The following is a 21337-nucleotide window of genomic DNA, read 5'->3' as shown; positions in this document are numbered from 1 at the left end:
CGGGCTCAGAAGTTGCCCAGGCCGCCGCAGACGTTCAGGGCCTGCGCGGTGATGGAGGCGGCGGTGTCGGAGGCCAGGTAGCCGACCAGGCCCGCGACCTCTTCGGGCGTGGAGTAGCGGCCCAGCGGGATCTTCGCCCGGAACTTGGTGAGGATCGCCTCCTCACTGGTCTCGTAGGCGGCGGCGTAGCCCTGGCGCACCCGCTGCGCCATCGGCGTCTCCACATAGCCCGGGCACACCGCGTTCACGGTGATCCCGGTCGGCGCCAGCTCGTTGCCCAGCGCCTTGGTGAAGCCGACGACGCCGTGCTTGGACGCGGAGTAGGGGGCGCCCAGGACCACGCCCTGCTTGCCTGCGGTGGAGGCGATGTTGATGATCCGGCCGCGGTCCTTGTGCCGCATGCCGCCGGCGTTCAGGACCGCGCGGGTCATGCGGAAGACGCTGTTGAGGTTGGTGTCGATGACGTCGTCCCACAGCTCGTCCTGGAGGTCGGCGGTGACGCCGCCGCCGGACCGGCCCGCGTTGTTGACCAGCACGTCCACCGGCCCGAAGCGCTCGACGGCGCCGCTCACGAAGGCGTCCACCGAGGCGGCCGAGCGCACGTCCAGGGCGGCGCCGTCGACGTCCAGGCCCTCCTCGCGCAGCTGCTTGACGGTCGAGGCGACGTTCTCCGCGGTGCGGGCGCCGAGGAACACCCGGTGGCCCTGGCCGGCCAGCAGCCGGGCGACGGCCAGGCCGATCCCGCTGGTGGCTCCGGTGACGAGGGCGACACGCTTGTCCTGCTGCATGGTCAGTTCTCCCTGGATTGGCCGGGTCAGACCGCGGCGGAGGCGGACAGCCGTGCGTTGACGGCGGCGATCAGAGCGCGCGGGGTGCGGTTGTCGGCGAACACGTCGTCGTCGAGGGCGATGCCGTACTCGCGCTCGATACGGCTGCCGGTCTCCAGCAGGGCGAGCGACTCGTAGCCGAGGTCGTCGAAGTCCTGGTCGAGGATGTCGCCCTCCAGGGCGGCACCGTCGTCGGCGCCGGCGCCCTCCAGGAGGATGCGCGTGAGGTCGGCGAGCGCGAACTGAGGAGTACTCATGATGGCTGTCCCTTCGGATGGGCGGATCTCGTGGCGCGGCGGGCGGGCAGCACGAAGGCCGCACCGGACACGAGGTCCGGTACGGCCCGGAAAGGAGCTGCGGCACCCGCAGGTATGGCGGATGTGACGGATGTGACGGATACGGCGGGATGGGGCGGATGCGGTGGTAGGGGCCCCGGCGGGCCCCGCCCCCCAATGCCGACGCCCCTGCCGGCGGCGGGGGATTCACACCGGCAGGGGCGCGCTTGGGGGAGGGGCCCGCACGGGGCCCGCTCGCGGGCCGGCCGCGGAGAGGCGGCCGGAGGTGGGATCAGGCGGCGAACAGCCTGCGCTTTTGGTAACTCGACTCCCAGAAGAGCTTGTTGAGCACCTTCACCGGGGCGGGCATGGTGTCCAGGAACCGCTTGCGCTCGGCCACGTCCCGGCCGTCCATGACCCAGGGAATGTAGACGGCCGCCCCCTTGGGGCCCTGCTTCTTGGCCATCGCGCTGCGAAAGGCGTCCCAGTCCTTGTTGGTCAGCACGTCCTGGATGAGCGGCAGCGCCGCGTCCTCCTCGTGGCGCATGTGCGAGCCGAGCGCCTGCGCCAGCCGCTCGACCCGCTCGCCCAGGTCCGCGGACTTCTGCTCCAGGCCCGCATCGACGGCGCTGAGCACCGCGTCCAGCGAGGCGTGCTCCGCCTCCATCTCGGCCAGGAGCTTCTGGTCATCGGGCCGCCCGGTCACCTGCTGCTTGACCCGCGGCCACAGCACGGCGTCCTCCACGGTGTGGTGGACGTGCAGCTGGCGCTTGAAATTCTCCCAGCCGGCCCGGACCTGAGGGGTGCCGGCCCGGCCGGACGCCACGGCCGCCGCGAACCTTTCGAGGTCACGCCGGAACGCATCGTGCGTCGCGTACATGACGGCGAAGTTGATCGGAGCCTGCTGTGCAACTGCCATGGTGAGCCGTTCCTTTCGTCGGCGACCGGCCCCCGCCGGTCGACATATCAGACAACGCGCGGCCGCGGAGGGGGAGTTCGGATCTCCCCAGCCGGACTCCCGCCACCCCGCGGCCCGGGGCTGCCCTCGCGAACGAGAGGGGAACGGCATGGACGGGTGTGACATGGAGCCCCGATTCTGTGAGGTGAAACACATCCGGCGGGCGGATGTCACACTCCGGCCCGGCCGCGGCCTCACATCGGTGAACGCGTCACACGGGAGGTGCACCATGTCCGGGAGTGCGGAAGACGGCTTCGGCGACGAGGACTTCGGCGACGAGGACTTCGGCGACGAGGGCTTCGGCGGCGACGACGCCGTGCACGAGGACGTCACGGCCGAGGGCGCCGTGCAGGACGTCGTCGAAGCCTCCACCGAGGTCTTCGTCGGCTATCGGGAACTGCTCTTCTCCATCGTCTACAACCTGCTCGGCTCCGTCGCCGACACCGAGGACGTCCTGCAGGAGACCTGGCTGTCGTGGTCGGGCAAGAAGAGCCGCTCGCCGCGGCAGGAGATCGAGAACCCGCGGGCCTATCTGGTGCGGATCGCCGTCAACCACGCCCTGGCCCGCAAGGACGCCATCACCCGCAGGCGCGAGACGTACGTGGGGCCCTGGCTGCCCGAACCCCTGATCACCAAGACGGCCGAGGACCCCGCCCCGGACGTCGCCGAGCAGGCGCTGCGCACCGAGTCGGTGTCGATGGCGATGATGGTGGTCCTGGAGACGCTGACCCCGCTGGAGCGGGCGGTGTTCGTGCTGCACGAGGTGTTCGGCTACGCGCACACCGAGATCGCCTGCATCCTGGACCGCAGTCCCGCCGCGGTGCGCCAGCTCGCCCACCGGGCCCGCGCTCACGTGCAGGCGCGCCGCCCCCGCTACGAGACCACCCCGCAGGTCCAGCAGGAGGTCACCGAACGCTTCGTGGCCGCGGCCCTGGGCGGCGACCTCGACGCGCTGATGGAGATGCTGGCCCCCGAGGTCACCATGTGGACCGACGGCGGCGGCAAGGTGCGCACCGCGGGCCTGCGGCCCGTCTCCGGCCGCGACAAGGTCTGCCGGATGCTCGCCGGGTACGCCGAGCGGGCCCCCAAGGACATCGACATCCACTACCGGCACGTCAACGGCGACGCCTCGGCGGTGGTCTTCTCCGAGGAGTCGCCCTACGCCGTCATCGTCATGGATCTGACGCCGGCCGGCGACCAGGTGCGCGGCATCTACGCCGTCACCAATCCCGACAAGCTGGCGCGGGTGCGTTCCGGCTCCGATGACCAGGAGTGAGCGCGGCCGGTCAGTGCGGGCGGGGGCCGGGCAGCGGATCGCCGTCCTCGCCCCGGCCGCCCGCGGCCACCGGCACCGAAGGCCCGGCGCCCGCCGTGCTCCCGGACCGCTGCGGGCCGGTGGCCGCGGGGGTTCCGCTCATGCCGAGCAGCCGCAGCAGCGGGCCCGCCATGGCGGTGGTGAGAAGGGCCATGACCACCATCATGGTGAACATCTGCGCCGAGATCAGGCCCAGTTCGCGGCCGATGCCCAGGATGACGAGCTCGGTCAGGCCGCGGGTGTTCATCAGGGCCCCGAACGCGGTGGCCTCCCGCCAGCCCAGGCCCGCCGCCCGGGCAGGCAGCGTCGCCCCGGCGAACTTGCCCAGGACCGCGGTCGTCACGATCACCGCCAGGGCCAGCAGCCCGGAGGCGCCGAGCGCGCCGACGTCCACCGAGAGGCCGGTGACGACGAAGAACACCGGCAGCAGCAGCGTGGAGACCCGCTCGATGGGCGCCTCGACCTCGTGGTGCAGCTCGGGGGCGCGCCGGCGCGGCATGACCAGCCCGAAGGCGAACGCGCCGAAGATGGCGTGGATCCCGATCCAGGAGGTGACGAAGGAGGACACGAACACCCCCGACACGATCAGGACGAGCAGGGCGCCCCGGTCGGCCGGGGCCGGCCGCCGCAGCAGCACCCGGGCCAGCAGCGGGCGCACCCCGCAGGCCATCACCAGGCCGTAGGCCACGGTCAGCGCGAGGACCAGGAAGAACTCGCCGGTGCCGCCCGCGCCCGCCACGGCCACCACCAGGACGAGCACGCACCAGGCGACCACGTCGCCGATGGCCGCGCAGGCCATCGCCAGGGTGCCCACCCGGGTGGTGGACAGGCCGCCGTCGCGGATGATGCGGGCAAGGACCGGGAACGCGGTGATCGAGAACGCGGTGGCGAGATAGAGGACGAAGGTGCCCCGGCCCACGTCGTGGGTGCCCTGCGAGGAGTACAGCAGGGCCGCGGCGCCCGCGCCGAGCGCGAAGGGCACGGCCATGGCCAGCGCGGCCACCGCGCCGACCGAGCGGCCCCGCCCGCGCAGCCGGGTCAGGTCGAGCTCCCAGCCGGCCAGGAACATGAAGAGCACCAGGCCGACCTGGGAGATCGCGCCGAGCAGCGGCCGGGCGTCGTCGGGGAAGATCCGTGCGGGCAGCTCGCCCGGCAGCAGCCCCAGCAGGCTGGGGCCGAGCAGCAGGCCCACGGCGATCTCCGCGACGACGGGCGGCTGGTGCAGCCGGCGCACGAAACGGGCCATCGCGGCCCCCGCGAGCAGGACGACCGCAACATCGATCAGGACAATCGCTTCCAGTGGCAGGGCATCGCCCGTCGCCATCTCGCCTCCACAGGCATCACGGAATGCGGGGCCTCGCCGGCGGATACCCGGTCCGACAGCCACCGCCGTTCACGACCGGACCCCCGGTGGGGGCGTACGGGCAACGGTTCAGGGGCGCTCGCCCACCTCCCTGAGCGGGCGGGGCTCCACGGGGCGCAGCTCGATGAAGTCGAAGGCCTTGAAGCGGCGCAGCAGCGGCCGCAGCGGGGCCGGCACGACGGCCTGCCGTTCGTCCACGAACACCCGCGGGTCGGCCAGCTGGATGCGCCGGCCGCGGGTGTGCAGCTCACAGCCGTTGTGGGCGAGGGTGTTGCGCACCCAGTCCGACTGCGGGCCGTAGGGCAGCGACATCACGTAGTGCGGGCCGCTGCGGAAGACCTTGACGGGGGTGCGGTAGGCGCGGCCCGACTTGCGGCCGCGGTGCACGACGGCGCCGAAGCCCGGCATGCGGGTGAGCACCGGGCCCACGAAGCGGTTGGCGAATCTGCGGTTGAAACGGGCCAGGCGGCGCTGGACGGACGCGCCGGGGCTTTTGGTGGTGCCGGACATCCACGGCTCCCTCTGCTGGTCGGGTCGGTGGCCGGGAACACGAGGGGTTCCTAGCTGTCGAACATGGGGTGCGGGCCGTGGGGTTCGTCCTCCAGGGAGCCCATCGAGCCGCGGAAGAAGATCAGCGGTTCGGTGTCGGCGCGCGGCACCCCGAGTTCGGCGACCTCGCCGACGAAGATGGTGTGGTCGCCGCCCTCGAAGGCGTTGACCAGGCGGCAGGAGAGGAACGCCATGGCCTGGCCGAGCACCGGCACGCCCACGCTGGAGTAGCGGTGCTCGACGTCGCTCAGGGCCGCGGTGTGCTTGCCCGCGAACGCCCAGGCCAGCGGCTCCTGCTGGCCGGCCAGGAAGTTCACGGTGTAGGCGCCGGACTCCTCCACCAGGGCGCGCAGCCGGGAGGCCTGGTGCAGGCAGAACAGCACCAGGGGCGGGTCGAGGGAGACGGAGGTGAAGGAGTTGACGGTGGTGCCGGCCGCGCGGTCCCCGCTGCCGCTGGTGATCACGGTCACGCCGGTCACGAAGAGGCCGCACACGGTGCGCAGCGTCTTGCCGTCGATGGCCTGCTGCTGTCGTTGGATGTCTGTCGGCGTCGCGGTCATGCGCGCCTCCTGGGAGGGGGAGAGTCGGATGCGGGCGGGCCGGGTCAGCTGACGCTCTGCGCGAAGGTGAAGACCCGGTGCGGGTCGTAGGCCTTCTTCACGGCGACCAGGCGCGGGTGGTTCTCGGCGTAGTAGGAGCGCTGGAAGTCCTGGAGGGCGGGGTCGATGAAGTTCTGGTAGGTCTCGCCCGAGGAGTAGGGGTCGATGGCGGCGAAGCCGCGGTCCACCCAGGCCTGGCCGGCGGCCTTGTCGGCGGCGGTGGGGGTGGCCGCGCCGGGGATGGCCACCAGGAAGTTGGTGGTGACGATGCTGTCGCGGTGCACGTAGGCGGTCGCGGTGCGGCTGAGGTCGGCGGCGGCCCCGCCGACGGGCAGCACCTGCATCTGGTGCATCTGGCCGGGCCGGCGCTCGGCGTCGAAGACGGCCAGCGCGCCGGCCCAGCCGGTGCGGGACATGGGCTCGTTGAACATGCGGCTGCGTTCCAGGCTGAAGGAGGGCCGGGGCAGCTGGCCTTCGGCGGTGGCCTCGGCGCGGTGGCACTGGGGCACGGTCTTGGCGGCGCAGCCGTAGATGCCCATCATCAAATCGCGGTAGGCGACCGGGCCGCCGGTGCGGTTGGCGGGCTGGCCGGTGAGCGCGAGCAGCCGGCCCGTCTCGTCGTCGAGCTGGGCCTGGCTGCCGGTGGAGACCAGGCGGATCGCCGGGATGGGGACGGCGCCGGGCGCCGCGTCGGGCAGGGTGATCACGCAGGCGCCGCCGATGGCGCGGGGCGCGTCCACCAGCCAGCGGGTGTAGCCGTCGACCATGTCCAGTGCCTTGTCCCAGGAGAAGACCAGGGTGGCGGTGGAGACGTCGGTGACGGGGGAGGGGCGCAGCGTGTAGGAGGTGACGACGCCGAAGTTGCCGCCGCCCCCGCCGCGTATCGCCCAGAACAGGTCGGGGTGGCTGGTGGTCGACGCCGTCACGTAGCGGCCGTCGGCCAGCACCACCCGGGCGGAGGTCAGCGCGTCGCAGGCCACCCCCAGCGGGCGGGTGAGGAAACCGACGCCGCCGCCGTGGATGAACCCGCCGGCCGCGACGGTGGCGCAGGCCCCGCCGGTCACCGCGAGCCCGGCGGGGGCCAGGGCGTTGAGCACGTCGACGTTCTGGGTGCCGGCGCCCAGGGTGGCGCGGTCGCCGGAGAGGGCCACCGCGTTGAGCCGGGAGACGTCGATGACCAGGCCGGTGGTGGTGGAGTAGCCGCCCAGGCTGTGGCCGCCGCTGCGCACGGACAGCGCCAGGGCGTGGTTCTGGGCGAAGGCCAGGCACAGCGCCACGTCGGAGGGGCTCTCGCAGTAGGCGACGGCCTTGGGGCTGATGGTGTCGTACTGCTTGGAGTCCAGCTGTTTGGCCACCGCGTAGCCGGCGTCGCCGGGCAGCACCAGGTCGCCGCGCAGGTAGCTGCGCAGCCGCTCCCAGGGCAGGCCGGCCAGCGCGTGCCCGGCGGTGGGCCGCAGAGCTATCAGGCCCAGGGTGGTGGCGCCGGAGGCGCCCAGGAGGGTTCTTCGACTGATCATGGGGATGTCCAACCACGAGCGCCCCCGGCCCTGTCGGGGCCGGGGGCGGATTCGGATTCGGGAAGGTGTGGTGCCGTGGTGGTGCGGGTGGGGCCGGCCCGGCTCAGGCGCCGGGGCCGGGGTCAGCCGGCGACGGGGGCGTCCTGATCCGTCGTGGTGCTCTCCGGCCCGGCCGGTGCTCCGTGGCCCATGCCCGAGGGGGTGGGGCCGCCCTTGAGGGCCAGGCAGAGCGCGGCGCCGGCGAACATGGTCAGGGCGGGCACCAGCATGGTGGGCTGGAGCGCGTCCACGAAGCTGTTGGAGAAGACCTTGCCGGCCAGCTCCTGGAAGGTGTGGGCGACGTCGTCGGGCACGTTGGCGGGCAGCGACCCGCCGCCCTGGTCGGTGCCGACCCCGACGGTCTTGGCGCCGTCGAAGGCGGAGGTGAAGCCCTCGCGGTAGGGCGCGGGCAGCTTCGCGGCGCTGGTGGCGGCCTCCTCGCGCAGCTGGGAGACCAGCTGGGCCTGCAGGACCGCGCCGATGACGGCGCCGGCCATCACCGAACCGACCTGGCGCAGTGCGTTGTTGACGCCGGAGGCGGCGCCGGTCAGGTGCGGCGGCACGTTGCGCATGACCTCCGAGCCCATCGGGGCGAAGGTGCAGCCGGCGCCGAGCCCGGCCACGAACAGCGGGCCGACGAACGTCGTCCAGCTGCTGTCGGTCTCGGCGGTCAGCAGGATCCAGGTGATGCCGATGCCGAACATCGACAGGCCGGCCGTCAGGATGTACTTGCCGCCGAATTTCTCCGAGAGGATGCCGGCCGGGCCGGCGGTGAACAGCGAGCCCAGCGCCAGCGGCACCAGGACCAGGCCGGTCTTCATGGCGCTGAAGCCCAGCACCGACTGCAGGTAGATCGTCGTGGGCAGCAGGATGCCCAGGACGCCGAAGGACACCGCGATGCCGACGAGGTTGACCACGGAGAAGTTGCGGTCCTTGAACAGCGAGAACGGCAGCAGCGGTTCGTTGTCCTGCTGGCCGCGCTCGTAGAGCAGGAACACGCCGATCAGGGCGACGGAGGCGCCGATCAGCGTCCAGATCCAGGCGTTCCAGTCATAGCGCTCGCCCTCGGTCAGGCCGAAGGCCAGGCAGAACAGCGCGGCCGAGGCGAGCAGCACGCCGGGCAGGTCGTAGCGGTGCTTGATGACCCGGGTGTGCTTGGGCATGACCCGCGCGCCGAACACCAGCACCAGGACGCCGATGGGAATGTTGATGAAGAACACCCACCGCCAGTCCAGGTGGGTGACCAGCAGACCGCCGAGCGTCGGGCCGATCGCCCCGGACACACCGGCCACCGCACCCCAGACGCCGTAGGCGGCGCCGCGCTTCTCGGGCGGGAACACATCGGTGATGATCGACAACGTCTGCGGGATCAGCATCGCCGCACCCACGCCCTGCACCGCGCGGAACGCGATGAGCTGGGCGGGATCCTGCGCCAGGCCGCAGGCCAGGCTCGAGAGGGTGAACAGGGCCACGCCGGACAGGAACAGGTTTCCCTTGCCGTGGATGTCGCCCAGCCGGCCGGCGGTGATGATCAGGGTGGCCAGTACGAGGGTGTAGGCATTGACGACCCACAGCACCTGGTCGATCGAGGCGCCCAGGTCGTCGGTCATGTCCGGGATGGCGATGTTCACGATCGTCAGGTCCACCAGGGTCATCACGAACCCCAGGCACAAGACGCTCAGAACCGCCCACGGATTTGTCTGTCGTACTTGAGTCATGTCCCTCTCCTAGTGGGCGTCCAGGCCGTCCGGGCCGCTCACAGCGTGTGGTGATGCATCCAAGAGGGCCGGGCGCACGCGGGGTGTGACATGCCCGCCGCCAGTGAGACGCACGCCACACCCGGGCGGCGCCCGGCCGGCCCGGCCCCCCCGGCACGCCCCGCCTCTTGACGCTGCGTCAGGCGATGCAGATCCCCTCGACGGCGACCTTCTCGTAGGCGTGCGGGTAGGCGGTGATCCCCTCGGGGTACTTCGCCGCCGCCTGCTGGAACTGCGGGGTGCTGAACGCGGCGAACAGCGCCTGGGTGGACTCCCACACCGCGACGTTGACGACCAGCCGGCTGCCGGCCGTGCCCTTGTGCAGCTGCGTCTGGATGCAGCCGGGGCTGGCCTTCATGTACGCGGCGTCCTCGCGCCAGACGGCCAGGAACTCCTCGTAGTGCTCCGGCGGCACGTCGAAGACGTTGACCAGGGTGATGGGCCCGGTCGTCTCCTGGAACTGCTTCATCAGCGGGGTGTCCGGGTCCAGCGCTTCGATCTTCATGGGGGTCCTTTCGCGGAGCGCGCCCCGCGGGCCGGGGCGCGCGGGAGAGGGGGTCAGAGGTCCTGCGGGTCCAGGTCGTCGGGGGTGATCTCGATGACCGGGATGGCGCGGCTGGCCCGCTTCTGGAACTCGGCGATGAAGGGGAAGACCTCGGTGAACTCCCGCCACCTGCGGTCGCGTTCGTCGCCGGCCAGGATCCGCGCGGTGGCCGGGAACTGCTCGGGCCCGATGTCGACCGTCACCTGCGGGGTGGCGCGCACGTTGTGGAACCACGCGGGGTGGGTGGCCTTCGGCCCGCCGGGCACGTCGAAGTGGCCGGGCGCCGCGCACACGATGTAGCGGCCCCTGTCGTAGACGTAGCCCACCGGCAGGGTGCGCGGCAGCCGCGACTTGCGGCCGGTGGTGGTGAGCAGCATCGCGTCCAGGCGGCCGAAGTGGCCCATGACCTTGCCCTTGGACTTGCGGTACAGGAACAGGTGCAGGTGCAGGAAGGACTTGTTGACCTTCTTGACGTACTTGTTCGGCGGCTTGGAGTACAGATAGACGTTGAACCGGGTGAAGGCCTCCACCAGCGGGTTGGTGTTCTCCATCTGCGGGCGGGTGGAGGACCACGAGGACAGGGCCCTGTCCTCGGTGTCCGGCATGGTCTGCGGCATCGCCGGGTCCCTTTCCTTCTCGAAGAGTGCGGGCGCCGCCTAGAGCGGCTTCTTGCCCTTGAGGGCCGAGCGCACGGAACTGGACAGCAGCGAGCGGGCCATGTCGCGCATCTCGCCGGCCGGCGCCTTGCGCAGGGACCAGTGCATGAACTTCGCGACGTCCGCCGTGCTGGGGTACACGAACCGGGTGGACTCCTCGTCCTTCCACCCGAAGACCGGGTTCAGGCCCTCGCAGTCGCGCAGCGCCGCGAAGATGATGTCCGCGGCCGTGTCCCCGTCCACCTCGCCGACCTCGAACTTCTCGCAGGTCTCCGCGGTCAGCTCCAGGATGTGGCGGAAGTCGTCCTGCGGCCACCACAGGCCCGGATAGGCGTTCTCCTCCAGCTCCTTGAGGTGGCGCTCGTCGCCGTCCAGCTCGTACTGCACGCGGGCCCGGTGCAGGCGCATCACGCCGGGCGTCAGGAACCCGCCCCACACGCGGAAGACCGCGTTCCACAGCCGGAAGTGGGAGAAGGCGATGTAGGAGCTGTTGACCAGGTCGTCGTTGTACTGCAGCAGCCCGCGCTCGACCTGCTCGACGTAGGCGAAGCGCTCCACCGACCAGTCGTCGTCCTTGATCGACTCCAGCAGGCGGCTGCACAGCGCGTACACCACCTCGAAGGTGTTGGACAGCCCGCGCGAGTACAGCGGGTCCAAGAAGCCCGCCGCGTGCGACATCAGGCACCAGCGGTGCCCGATGGACTTGCTGGAGGAGTACTGCAGGCGGTCGGTGGAGATCCACTCGCGCACCCGCTTGGCGCCCACGAACTGCCGCTTGACGGCCGGGTACTTGTCCAGGAAGGAGCGGAACTCCTCCTCGGGCGTCATGTCCTGCGGCTTGGGGTAGGTCCGCTCGTCCATCGTCAGCCCGACGCTGACCATCGGGTTCCTGGAGCCCTTGACGTTGTCGAAGGGGATGATCCAGAACCAGCCGCGCTCGATGAGGTGGTGCAGGGTGCCGCCGTGCCACTGGGCCGGGGGCCGCTTGCTCACCGGGTGGTGCGAGACGTCGTCGAAGGGCTTGATGCCGATGTAGTGCGTGAACAGCGACCGGGCGTGGTGCTTGAAGCGGGCCGGCTTCTCGCGCAGCGCGAACTTCTCCGCCAGCGGCGAGCGGAAACCGCTCGCGTCGATGAGGTACTTGGCCCGGAACACCTCGCCGTTCTTGCCGCTGACCGTCACCCCGTCCTCGTCGAAGTCGAGGTCGGTGGCGAACCAGTTCTGCCGGGTGAGGCAGCCGTACTTCGCCGCGACGTTGAAGTAGTACTGGTCGCTGTCCTGGCGGAAGAGGTGGCTGGCGTCGGTGAGCGCCTTGGGGATGACGAACATCGTCGCTTCTTCGGGGTCGGGCTCCTGGCCCACCTCGTGCTTGATGAACCCGAAGTTCTGCTTCTTGCCGTGGTGCGGGCCCAGATGGTCCGCGACCGCCTTGACGTTGAGCAGATGGCCGAGCTCGGGCACGTCGAAACGCGACTTGAGAATGTGCAGCCACTCGATCAGCTGCGGCGTCATCGACTCGCCGACCGCGAACCGCGGGTGCTGGCCCGCGTCCACGAGCACCACCTTGGCGCCCTGGCGGGCCAGGATCGCCCCGGCGACCGAGCCCGCGAGCCCGGAGCCGAGGATGAAGACGTCGCAGTGCTGGACCTTGTCGGATTTCTTGGCCTGGCCACTCGCCATGACCTTGCTGGGCATACGCGCCACCCTCTCTCGGGACGGACGGATTGCTTGCTGTGCCTGTCGGGGCGTGAGCGGCCGCTAGGGGGCGGTGCGGGACACCACCAGGGCGGAGTTGAAGCCGCCGTACCCGCGGGCGAGGACCAGGGCGGTCTCCAGGCGGGCCGGGCGCGCCTGGCCGGTGACCAGGTCCAGGCGGTGGGCGGGATCGGGCGTGACGTGCACGGTGGGCGGGATGACCCCCTCGCGCAGCGCGAGCAGCGCGGTGGCCACGTCCAGCGAGGCGGCCCCCGACAGCAGGCGGCCCACCATCGTCTTGGGCGCGCTCACCGCCACCCCCCGGGGCCCGAACACCGCCGCAAGGGCCTGCGCCTCGATCCGGTCCAGCTCGGGGACGGCGGCCGCGTCCGCGAACACCACGTCCACCTCACCGGCGCTCACCCCGGCGTCGGCCAGGGCCAGTTCGATGGCCCGCCGCAGCCCCGGCGGGCGGCCGCTGCCCGGCTTGGGGTCGAAGGTGGCGGCATACCCGCGCACCGCCCCGTACACCCGCGCGCCGCGCGCGCGGGCCGCGCCGGCCTCCTCCAGGATGAGCAGCGCCCCGCCCTCGCCGGGCACATGACCGGCCGCCGCGGCGTCGAAGGGCAGATACGCCCGCGCCGGATCCCGGCTGGTGCTCATCCGGCCCCCGGCCCACTGGGCGACGTGCCCCCAGGGGCAGATCGAGCCGTCCACCCCGCCCGAGACGATCAGCCGGCTGCCCTTGCGGATCTGCCGGCGGGCCTGCGCCAGCGCGTCCAGGCCGCCGGCCTGGTCGGAGACGATCACGCCGCTGGGGCCGCGCATCCCGTTGCGGATGGAGATCTGACCGGTGTTCACCGCGTAGAACCAGGCGAAGGACTGATACGCGGAGACGTAACTGCCGCCCTTGGACCACAGGTTCTGCAGCTCGCGCTGGCCGAACTCGAAGCCGCCCGCCGAGGAGGCGGTGACCACCCCCATGTCGAAGGGGTCCCACGCGCCCGGGTCGACGCCGGCGTCCTTGAGCGCCCAGTCGGCGGCGACCAGCGCCAGCCGCGTCATGTGGTCGGTCTGCGCGATGAGCCGGCCCGGCAGATGGTCCTCGGCCCGGAAGCCGGGGACCTCCCCGGCGAGCCCCGCCGGATAGCCGGCCGCGTCGAACCGCTTGATGTCCTCGATGCCGCACTTGCCGGCGAGCGTGGCATCCCAGTAGGCCTCCAGGCCCAGGCCGTTGGGGGCGGTGACACCGATTCCGGTGACCACGGTGCTCTTCACGCCGCCCTCCGCAACACCATCGCGCTCTGGAACCCGCCGAAGCCGCTGCCCACGCTCAGCACCGTGTCGGTGCGCTGCTCGCGGGCCACCAGCGGCACGTAGTCCAGGTCGCACTCCGGGTCCGCCTCGTGCAGATTCGCCGTCGGCGGCACCACGTTGTGCTCGATGGCCAGGACCGAGGCGGCGATCTCCAGGGAGCCGATCGCCCCCAGCGAGTGCCCCACCATCGACTTGATGGAGCTGACCGGGGTGCGGTAGGCGTGCGCGCCCAGGCTGTGCTTGAACGCGGCGGTCTCGTGCCGGTCGTTCTGCTTGGTGCCCGAGCCGTGGGCGTTGATGTAGTCGACCTGCCCGGCCTCGATGCGGGCCTCGTCCAGGGCGAGGCGGATCGCCTCGGCCATCTCCCGCCCGTCGGGGCGCAGCCCCGTCATGTGGAAGGCGTTGCAGCGCGTGGCGAAACCGGAGATCTCGGCGTAGATGTACGCACCGCGCCGCTCGGCCCGCTCGCGCTCCTCCAGGACGAACATCGCCGACCCCTCGCCCAGCACGAAGCCGTTGCGGGTCCGGTCGAAGGGCCGCGAGGCCCGCTCGGGCTCCTCGTCGCGGGGCGTGGTCGCCTTGATGGCATCGAAACACGCCACCGTGATCGGCGAGATGGGCGCCGCGGCGGCCCCGGCCAGCATCACGTCCGCACTGCCCTCACGGATCAGCTCGGTGGCATGGCCCACCGAGTCCAGCCCCGAGGTGCAGCCGGTGGAGACCACCGCGGCCGGGCCCTCGGCGCCGATCCGCCAGGCCACCTCCGAGGCGAACGAGCTGGGCACGAAGTAGTCGTACAGGTGCGGCACCGCATAGCGGTGGTCGACCAGGTCGAGCCGGCCGCCGTCACTGACGATGTTGTACTCGCGGTCCAGGGCCATCGTCGCCCCCACCCCGCTGCCAATGGTGACGCCGGTGCGGTGCGGCTCGATCGACTCCGCGCTCAGACCGCTGTCGGCCATCGCCTCGGCGGTGGTGACCACCGCGAACTGCGCGGCCCGGTCCATGCGCCGGATCTCCTGCGGCGTCAGCCCGTGCTGCTCGGCGTCGAAGTCGACCTCGGCGGCCACCCGCGAACGGAAGGGCGCCGGATCGAAGAGGGTGATGCGCCGGGTGGCGGTCCGGCCGTTGCTCAGCAGGTCCCAGAACTCCTTGGCGCCGACACCGCCGGGCGCCACGACCCCGATGCCGGTTATCACTACGTCGCGTCCCATGCGGACGGCGCTCCCTTCCGGGGGAAGAACGTCACGAAGACCGGGTCCAGTGGTAGAAACGCTCGGCCATCGCATCCGCGGGCGAGCGCCAGGTCTGCGGGTCGTAGGCCCCGATGTACGGCTTGAGGTCATCGCTGATCTTCACGAACAGCGGGTGGGTCTTGGCCTCCTCGATCGCCTCGCCGCCCTGGTCGGAGTCGAAGTCCTGCAGGTGGAAGTAGAGGCCGCGGTAGGCGAAGAGCTGCCGGCGCCGGGTGCCCATCAGATCGGGCATCTCCGTCCCGTCGAACTCCCCGAAGATCCGTGCCACGTCACCGCCTGAGCCGGGGTCCATGCGCGCCACGATCAAAGTGCTGTGCATCGGCTGTCTCCCGTGGGTGGAAGGAAAAAGTGGTGCGTGAGCCGGCCCCGCCCCGCCGCCGCGGAAAGGGCGGACGGGGGGCGTGGGGCGGGCTCTGGGGCGAAGTCCCGCCAGGGCCGTGAAAAACGGCCCGCGGGCAAAGTGCCGGACATGTCGCGACGGCCGGCGCGCCGCCGAATTCGGCGGGGCCCGGGGACAGTTCACCGGACTCTGCCCCATACCTTCTTCGGTCGGCGCCCGAATTTCAATGGGAAGAAGTGCAGAACTCCGTCAGAAATTCTTCAGAGAATTTCAGACCCGCCACAACAACCCCGCCACGACCCCGCCGCGACCGCAACCCCGCCCCGCGGCCCGCATGCTCAGCCGCCCGGCCCCGAGGCCGGCACCGCGCCGGGGGAGCCGCCCGCGCGACGGCGCGCGAAACACGCGTGCACATCGGACTCCGCGTACGAGGTCCGCCCCGCCCGGCTGCGCCGCCGCCAGCGCTGCTCACTGGCCAGGCGGTAGACCGTGCCGGTGGACACCGACCACAGCCGCGCCACGTCCCCGGCGCTCAGCCACCGCTCACCCTGCCCGCACAGGGCGCGCCGCAGCTCCGTCCACAGCTCGCCCGGCCAGGCGTGCTCGGGATCGGCCTCGCAGCGGATCGCCGTGCACGCCTGCGTGCCCGCCCCGCGGAAGTCGGCGACCAGCGTGCCGGCGCAGCCCTCGGCCACACACGGCCCGACCCGCACCCGCCGCACCGGCGTGCCCCGGCCCACCCGGCGCGCGGCCGCCGCCAGCCGGGCGATCTCCCCGGCCGCGTCGGTGGCCGCCGGATGCGCGGCCAGCCACTCGCCGTGCAGCAGCAGGAACGCCGCGAGCCGGGAGACGCTGCGCTCGGGCGCGGGCACCCGGCGCTGGGCGCTGACCAGACCGGCCCACGACCCCAGCGTCCGCACGATCGAGGTACGCACCTCGGCGGCCGCCTCGTTGAACGGCATTCCCGGCAGCGTCGGGTTCCCGCTGACCCGCTCCCGCACCCCCAGCCCGCCGCCCCCGCCGAGCCGGTGCACCAACTCCTCGTACAGTGCGGGCAGTTCCCGCAGGCTGCGGGCCAGCAGCCGCAGACAGCCCGGGCACAGCCGCAGCCCCTCGACCGCCGCGGCCCCGTCCCGGCCGGGCCCGCAGTGGGCCCCCTCGCACCGGGTACGGACGGCGGTCGCTTGCAGTTCACGCTGATTCATCTGTATTCCCCCGTAGTCCCGCGCGCCGCCGCACCCCGCCGCCGTGCAAAAAGAAGGGAGGCCCGGCCGCACGCAAACGCCGTATACAAACGACATACGCAAAACGCGTACGCACCCAGGGATCCAGGGACCGGAAAAGGAAAAAGCAAAGGGCGCGGTCACACGAAGAGGAAAAGCCCCGTGCGTCGAAGGGTTCGCCCGCCCTTCGCCCGCCCCGGGCCCCCGCCCCGCACCCCCACGTTCCGGCTCACCCGCCGCCCCCGCCGTGCCGCGCGGACAGCTCCTGCGTGCTCCCCGTCCCCGGTGCGCGGGGGCGCCCGGGACAGTGCGCGGGACCGGCTGACCGGCCGGCCCGGCACCTGCCTTCGAACGCGACCGCGTACGGGGGCGGGATTTCGGCCACCGTAAGGAATCGCGTGCCAGCGCCATGCCAGAGCCATGCCAAGAGAACCACTGGACTGCCCCGCCCGCGCCCCTCCGCCCCTCCCACCGGGGCGCCCCCACCGGCCCGGGCCCGCGCAGTGTTGGCCCGCCGGTGCACTCCAGCTGGCGCTGCCCTGGCGCTGTGCTGGTGCGTCCTGACCCATGCTGGGGCGCCAAGAGCGGTCCCCGGCTCCGGCCTCGGCTCCGGCCCCGGTCCAGGAACGGCAGCGGTCTGCGCCCGCCGGTGGGCGCGGGGACGGGTATGGGCGCGAGCACTGGTACGGGCGCGGGCGCGGGCGCGGGCGCGGGCACGGGTACGGGCTCGGGCACGGGTACGGGCTCGGGGCACGGCACGGGCACGGGATGCGAGTACGGAAGAGACGACGACGGGGTGGACGCGATGAACGACAGTGCCCTCACCACGAACGCGACCGCCGGTGCGTCTGGGGCGGAGCAGGCGCAGTGTTCTGCTGTGGTGGGTGCGTCTGGGGCGGAGCAGGTCCAGCGGTCCGTCGCGGTCGGTGCGTCGGCGTCGGAGCAGGTCCAGCGTTCTGTCGCGATCGGTTCGCCTGCACAGCAGCAGGCCCCGCGTTCCACCGCTGCCGGTGCGTCTGGGGCGGAGCAGGCGCAGCGGTCCGTCGCGGTCGGTCCGTCCGCACCGCAGCAGGTCCAGCGGTCTGCCCCCGCCGGTCCGTCCGCGCCGCAGCAGGCCCAGCGTTCCACCCTCGCCGACTCGCCCGCACCGCAGCAGACCCACCGCCCCGAACCCACCCGCCCGGTCCACTCCACCCCGAACTGGGCCTGGGCCGCCGCCCCCCTGCGCCCGCCCCGCTCACCCGCTCTCGTCCCCACCCCTGCCCCCGAGCGCAGCCTGCTCGTCGTCGACGACCGGGACACCGGGCGCGCCTGGGCGCCCCTGGGCATCCGTACCGCCCGCGTGGGCCGCGACGTGGCCGCCGACGCCGCGTCCTGGAGCGCCTACCTCGCCGCCCTGCACCGGGCCGGTCACCCCCCGCACGCCCTCGTCTTCGACCTGCCCGCCGCCACCACGAGCCCCGAACGCGCCGCCGAACTGACCCTGCCGGCCCTGCACGCCCTGGGCCGCGCCGCCGGGCCCGCCCCGGCGCGCCTGGTCTTCCTCGTCACCGGCCGCGCCCGCCCCGAACTGGCCGCCGCGCTCGGCGCGCTGGCCCAGCAGGCGGTCGCCGAGAACGGTCGTGTCCACGCCCTCTGCCTCGCCGTGCAGGTCCTGCCGCCCGGGGCCGAAGACCCCTTCCGTCTCGCGCTCGCCGAACTCGTCCTGCCCCGCACCGAGTTGGCCGAGGTTCGCCACACGGCCGCCGGCCGTGAGGTCCGCGTCCCGCGCACCACCCCGGCACCGGCACCGGCACCGGGTCCGGGGCGGGTGCCGCGGGCCGCCCTGCGCGGCGGCGGCCGCTATCTGCTCACCGACACCGGCTCGGGCACCGGCACCCGCCTGGCGCTGTCCCTGGCCCGCCGCCACCGGGCCCACATCGTGCTGCTGGCACCGGCGGGCGCCCCTGTACCGGCCGAGTCCCGCATCGTGACCGTGACCGGCCGCCCCTCCCGCGCCGACGACGTCCACGCCGCCGTGCGCACCGCGCTGGACCGCTTCGCGGGCCTGGACGGGGTGGTGCACTGTCCCGGCCACGGCGAGCACCGCCCCCTGGCCGCCCTGCCGGCCGCGACCGCTGCTCACGTCCTGGCGGACGCCGTGAGCGGCGCCGGCCACCTGGACCGCGCGACCGCCGAACTGCCCCTGGACTTCTTCGCGCTGGCCCTCCCGCCCGGCGGCCCCCTTCCCGTGACCGGCGCCGCGTTGCCGGCCGCGGTGGGCCGCGCCCTGGACGCCCTGGCCGCCGAACGCGCCCGCCTGGCCGGCGCCGGCCAGCGCCACGGCGCCTGCCTCACGCTCCACCGACCCGCCGGCACCGGCCTGCCGGACGCGCTGACCCGCGCCCTGGCCGGCACCCATGGCGCACCGGCCCCCTGCCTCCCCGCCGCACCGGCCCCCTGCGCCCCCGCCGCACACTGAACCCCGCGGGCCCCGCCCCGCCCGCTCTCCCAGTCCTATGACAAGGTCTGCCCCCTGCCCTGACCACCCCGTGACAGGACCCCCCGCCGCCCGCCCCCGCCATGGCAGGAGGCGGGCAGGAATCCCCCCTTCCCGCCCCCGTCTTGCGCCCGCCCCCCGGCACGCGTTGACGCTGCGCGGGCCCCCTCGTAAGGCTCGGGGCTCTCCGTTCCCATCCACGGACTCCTCGGGAAGGCCTGCGAGATTGATGAACGTACTGATTGTCGAGGACGACGACGGAATGGCCGAGGCGCTCCGGCAGATGCTGGGCATGCACGGCTACACCACCCGGCACACCCGCACCGGAAGCGACGCACTGGAGCAACTGCCCGACGCCGACCTGGTGTTGCTCGACCTGATCCTGCCCGACCTGGCCGGGCACGAGGTGTGCCGGCGCATCCGGGAGCAGTCCTGCGTACCGATCATCGTGCTCAGCGGAAGCCACCACGAACTGGACCAGGTGCTGGCCCTGAACTCCGGGGCCGACGACTTCGTCCCCAAGCCCTTCGGGCGCTATGAACTCCTCGCCCGCATCGGGGCGGTGCTGCGCCGCAGCGCCGGCTGCCTGCGCCACGACACGGCCGCCGCGGCCGGCGGGCCGCTGCCGGCGGCCGCGCCCATCGTGCCCGCCCAGCGCCGCACGCCGCTGCAGAGCGCCCCCGAGCCCGCCTTCGAGGAGGCCCCCGAGCCCGAGCCCGTTCCCTGGCCCGGACCCGTGGAGCAGCCCCGCGACGAGCAGCGCCACCTGTGCGCGGGCCCGCTCACGCTGGATGTGCGCACCCGCAAGGTCCACCTCTACGACGATGAAGTGCGCGTCACCCGCAAGGAGTTCGACCTGCTGGCGATGTTGCTGGAGGAGCCCGGCACGGTGCTGCGCCGCGAGGAGATCATGGCCCGGGTGTGGGACGAGAACTGGTTCGGCTCCACCCGCACCCTGGATGTCCATGTCGGCTCGCTGCGCGGCAAGCTGGGCTCGCCGCACTGGATCGAGACGGTCCGCGGGGTGGGCTACCGCCTCACCGTCCCGGCGCTGGCCCTGTGCCCCGCGCTGGAGGGCTGAGAGCCGCCCCGGCCGCGCCGGGCACCGCGGGCGGGCCCGGGAGGCTTGCCCTTTTCCTCCCGGGGACTCGGGGCGCCAGGGCCTTTGGTTGTAAGTCGCAGGTCGGTGGTGAAGTGACCGGCGGCGACAGAGGATTGGCGACGTGGAATCTTCCGGGTTTGACGTGGGTGCTTTCCTGCAGCAGCCGCTCACCGCTCGTATCGCGACGAGCGGGCCGACGGTGCGTCCTGTCTGGTTCCTCTGGGAAGAGGGAGCCTTCTGGACCCTGACAGGCTCGTGGACCCGCTTGGCCGACCGCGTGCAGGACGACTCGACCATCGCCCTCGTGGTCGACGAGTGCGATCTCGCGACGGGGTGTGTCCGCCAGGTGATCGCTCGGGGCCGAGCCGAACTTGTGCCCTTCGACGTGCCGAGGGGACGGCGCAAGCTGGCCCGGTATCTGGGCGCGGAGTTCCGGGCCCGGGTGCAGACCTGGCCAGGTTCACCCTGCCCGACCCGCACGTTCTGCCGCTCGACGAGCCCATGACGGGGCTCGACCCGGTCAGCGCCGAGCGCACTTGCGCGTTGGTACGTTCCTGGGGCGCGGACAAGACCGTCCTCTACTCCACGCACAGCCTCCCCGAGGCGATGACGCTCGCCTCACATTTGTGGCTCACTCGCATGCGTCCGAGAGGAGGTGCTGTGATGTCCGGCATTGCGATACAGCACGGTCGGTACGAGCACTACGACGGCGGCAAGTGAATGCATTGCCCTGGGCGCGGATTGGTCCGCGCCCAGGGCAATGCATCGAGGCGAGCTTTAAAACGGGGGCTCGTCGCTGTATCCCTGGGCGTCCTCGGCCTGGGGCTGCCGCGTACGGCACGGGCAGTTGCTCACACCGTGTAGAGGTGCACTACGCCCTCGTACATGGTTCGCGCGATCTGTCGACACTGCTGCCGTGAGAAGTCGGACCGGGGGTCGTACGGAAACAGTCTTCCATTGCATTCCATCAACAGGTCCTGCAGGAAGATTTTGTCGACCCGCTCTTTGGCCTCCCGCCCCACAGCCGTCGTCAGGAAGTTCTGCTCACCGAGGATGGACTCATAGTTGCGGTAGCCGAAGTCGTGACGGACGCACGCATTTTTGAAGTCGAAGCTCTCGAACGTGTCCGGCACCTTGCTGCAGCCGTCGGTCGCCCAGTCGAAGACGAACGGATCGGGCGCCCCTCGCAAGTGCTGTGAGAGAGCATCGAACCATACGTCGGTGGCATCCGTTCCGGGCTCGGTCAGTTGCCTCATACGCTCCAGCTTGGCTTCACGGGTTTCGCCGCTCGCGTAGGGAGCGCGCTTGTTCTCCCACTCCCTGCCGGTGCCCTTCCACTCGTACACGGCGGAACGGTCCGTGGTGAGGCCGTAGAGGTGACGGCCGGTGACGGCGAACATCCTTCCGGCCTCTCCGATCTCGCTCCATTTTTCCGGAGTGCCGTTGTACTTGATCACCGCGCCGGTGTCCTGTCGGGTGGCGAACAGGCCTGCCCCGCCGGCGTAGAGGTCATTGGCCGGCCCGCC

Annotated in this window: 20 protein-coding genes; 4 read left to right on the top strand and 16 right to left on the bottom strand. The window is 72.1% G+C overall.

The features are described from left to right. Positions 1–5 precede the first annotated feature (5 nt). The 3 genes from fabG to ACZ69I_RS23585 form a co-directional block, all read right to left on the bottom strand. The gene (gene fabG / locus ACZ69I_RS23595; protein WP_467677092.1) at positions 6–788 is read right to left on the bottom strand and encodes a 3-oxoacyl-ACP reductase FabG; all 783 of its coding nucleotides are present in this window, start codon (positions 786–788) and stop codon (positions 6–8) included. Positions 789–814: 26 nt separating this feature from the next. Next, positions 815–1084, bottom strand: coding sequence for an acyl carrier protein (locus ACZ69I_RS23590; protein ID WP_389718533.1), 270 nt, complete (start codon positions 1082–1084; stop codon positions 815–817). A gap of 310 nt (positions 1085–1394) precedes the next feature. Beyond that, on the bottom strand, positions 1395–2021 hold the full coding sequence (locus ACZ69I_RS23585; RefSeq protein WP_470834386.1) for a hemerythrin domain-containing protein: 627 nt from the start codon (positions 2019–2021) through the stop codon (positions 1395–1397). 268 nt (positions 2022–2289) lie between these two features. Here ACZ69I_RS23585 and sigJ point away from each other — a divergent pair, with 268 nt between their 5' ends. Continuing rightward, positions 2290–3336, top strand: a complete 1047-nt coding sequence (gene sigJ / locus ACZ69I_RS23580; protein ID WP_470834384.1) for an RNA polymerase sigma factor SigJ — start codon at positions 2290–2292, stop codon at positions 3334–3336. 10 nt (positions 3337–3346) lie between these two features. Here sigJ and ACZ69I_RS23575 read toward each other — a convergent pair whose 3' ends face one another. The 12 genes from ACZ69I_RS23575 to ACZ69I_RS23520 all read right to left on the bottom strand — a co-directional run bounded on the left by ACZ69I_RS23575 (position 3347) and on the right by ACZ69I_RS23520 (position 16212). Then, entirely contained in the window at positions 3347–4699 is a 1353-nt protein-coding gene (locus ACZ69I_RS23575) for a cation:proton antiporter (RefSeq protein WP_470834383.1), read from the bottom strand. 108 nt (positions 4700–4807) lie between these two features. Beyond that, positions 4808–5248, bottom strand: coding sequence for a nitroreductase family deazaflavin-dependent oxidoreductase (locus ACZ69I_RS23570; protein WP_470834381.1), 441 nt, complete (start codon positions 5246–5248; stop codon positions 4808–4810). A gap of 50 nt (positions 5249–5298) precedes the next feature. Beyond that, positions 5299–5847: a flavin reductase family protein gene (locus ACZ69I_RS23565; RefSeq protein ID WP_467677102.1), complete on the bottom strand. Its 549-nt coding sequence runs from the start codon at positions 5845–5847 to the stop codon at positions 5299–5301. Positions 5848–5891: 44 nt separating this feature from the next. After that, entirely contained in the window at positions 5892–7403 is a 1512-nt protein-coding gene (locus ACZ69I_RS23560; protein WP_470834380.1) for an FAD-binding oxidoreductase, read from the bottom strand. 122 nt (positions 7404–7525) lie between these two features. Continuing rightward, positions 7526–9160 carry an MFS transporter gene (locus tag ACZ69I_RS23555; protein WP_467677106.1) on the bottom strand — a complete coding sequence of 545 codons (1635 nt, stop codon included), beginning with the start codon at positions 9158–9160 and terminating at the stop codon, positions 7526–7528. 178 nt (positions 9161–9338) lie between these two features. Continuing rightward, positions 9339–9704 carry an antibiotic biosynthesis monooxygenase family protein gene (locus ACZ69I_RS23550; protein ID WP_389718513.1) on the bottom strand — a complete coding sequence of 122 codons (366 nt, stop codon included), beginning with the start codon at positions 9702–9704 and terminating at the stop codon, positions 9339–9341. 53 nt (positions 9705–9757) lie between these two features. Next, entirely contained in the window at positions 9758–10360 is a 603-nt protein-coding gene (locus ACZ69I_RS23545; RefSeq protein ID WP_467677108.1) for a nitroreductase/quinone reductase family protein, read from the bottom strand. Positions 10361–10399: 39 nt separating this feature from the next. Next, a complete protein-coding gene (locus ACZ69I_RS23540; RefSeq protein ID WP_470834377.1) occupies positions 10400–12094 on the bottom strand; it encodes an NAD(P)/FAD-dependent oxidoreductase in 1695 nt (564 codons plus the stop codon). 63 nt (positions 12095–12157) lie between these two features. Further along, positions 12158–13372 carry a ketosynthase chain-length factor gene (locus tag ACZ69I_RS23535; protein ID WP_470834376.1) on the bottom strand — a complete coding sequence of 405 codons (1215 nt, stop codon included), beginning with the start codon at positions 13370–13372 and terminating at the stop codon, positions 12158–12160. Then, positions 13369–14625: a beta-ketoacyl-[acyl-carrier-protein] synthase family protein gene (locus ACZ69I_RS23530; RefSeq protein ID WP_467677114.1), complete on the bottom strand. Its 1257-nt coding sequence runs from the start codon at positions 14623–14625 to the stop codon at positions 13369–13371. Before ACZ69I_RS23530 ends, ACZ69I_RS23535 begins: the two co-directional genes overlap by 4 nt. A 31-nt stretch (positions 14626–14656) precedes the next feature. Next, on the bottom strand, positions 14657–14986 hold the full coding sequence (locus ACZ69I_RS23525) for a TcmI family type II polyketide cyclase (protein ID WP_467677116.1): 330 nt from the start codon (positions 14984–14986) through the stop codon (positions 14657–14659). Between the two features lie 359 nt (positions 14987–15345). Then, positions 15346–16212 carry a hypothetical protein gene (locus tag ACZ69I_RS23520; protein ID WP_470834375.1) on the bottom strand — a complete coding sequence of 289 codons (867 nt, stop codon included), beginning with the start codon at positions 16210–16212 and terminating at the stop codon, positions 15346–15348. 685 nt (positions 16213–16897) lie between these two features. On the opposite strand from ACZ69I_RS23520, the gene ACZ69I_RS23515 reads away from it, so the two are divergent. The 3 genes from ACZ69I_RS23515 (at position 16898) to ACZ69I_RS23505 (ending at position 20316) form a co-directional block, all read left to right on the top strand. Then, complete coding sequence (locus ACZ69I_RS23515) at positions 16898–18691, top strand: KR domain-containing protein (RefSeq protein WP_470834374.1); 1794 nt, start codon at positions 16898–16900, stop codon at positions 18689–18691. A 247-nt stretch (positions 18692–18938) separates the two neighbouring features. After that, entirely contained in the window at positions 18939–19790 is an 852-nt protein-coding gene (locus tag ACZ69I_RS23510; RefSeq protein WP_470834372.1) for a response regulator transcription factor, read from the top strand. 163 nt (positions 19791–19953) lie between these two features. After that, on the top strand, positions 19954–20316 hold the full coding sequence (locus tag ACZ69I_RS23505) for a pyridoxamine 5'-phosphate oxidase family protein (RefSeq protein ID WP_470834415.1): 363 nt from the start codon (positions 19954–19956) through the stop codon (positions 20314–20316). Positions 20317–20662: 346 nt separating this feature from the next. Here ACZ69I_RS23505 and ACZ69I_RS23500 read toward each other — a convergent pair. Then, a partial coding sequence (locus tag ACZ69I_RS23500; protein WP_470834371.1) for a phospholipase A2 occupies positions 20663–21337 on the bottom strand: 675 nt, incomplete at its 5' end.

This window comes from Streptomyces sp. NPDC036815 (assembly GCF_055609205.1).
The sequence above is the reverse complement of the archived record's forward strand: the minus strand, read 5'-3'. Positions and strand labels throughout refer to the sequence as shown.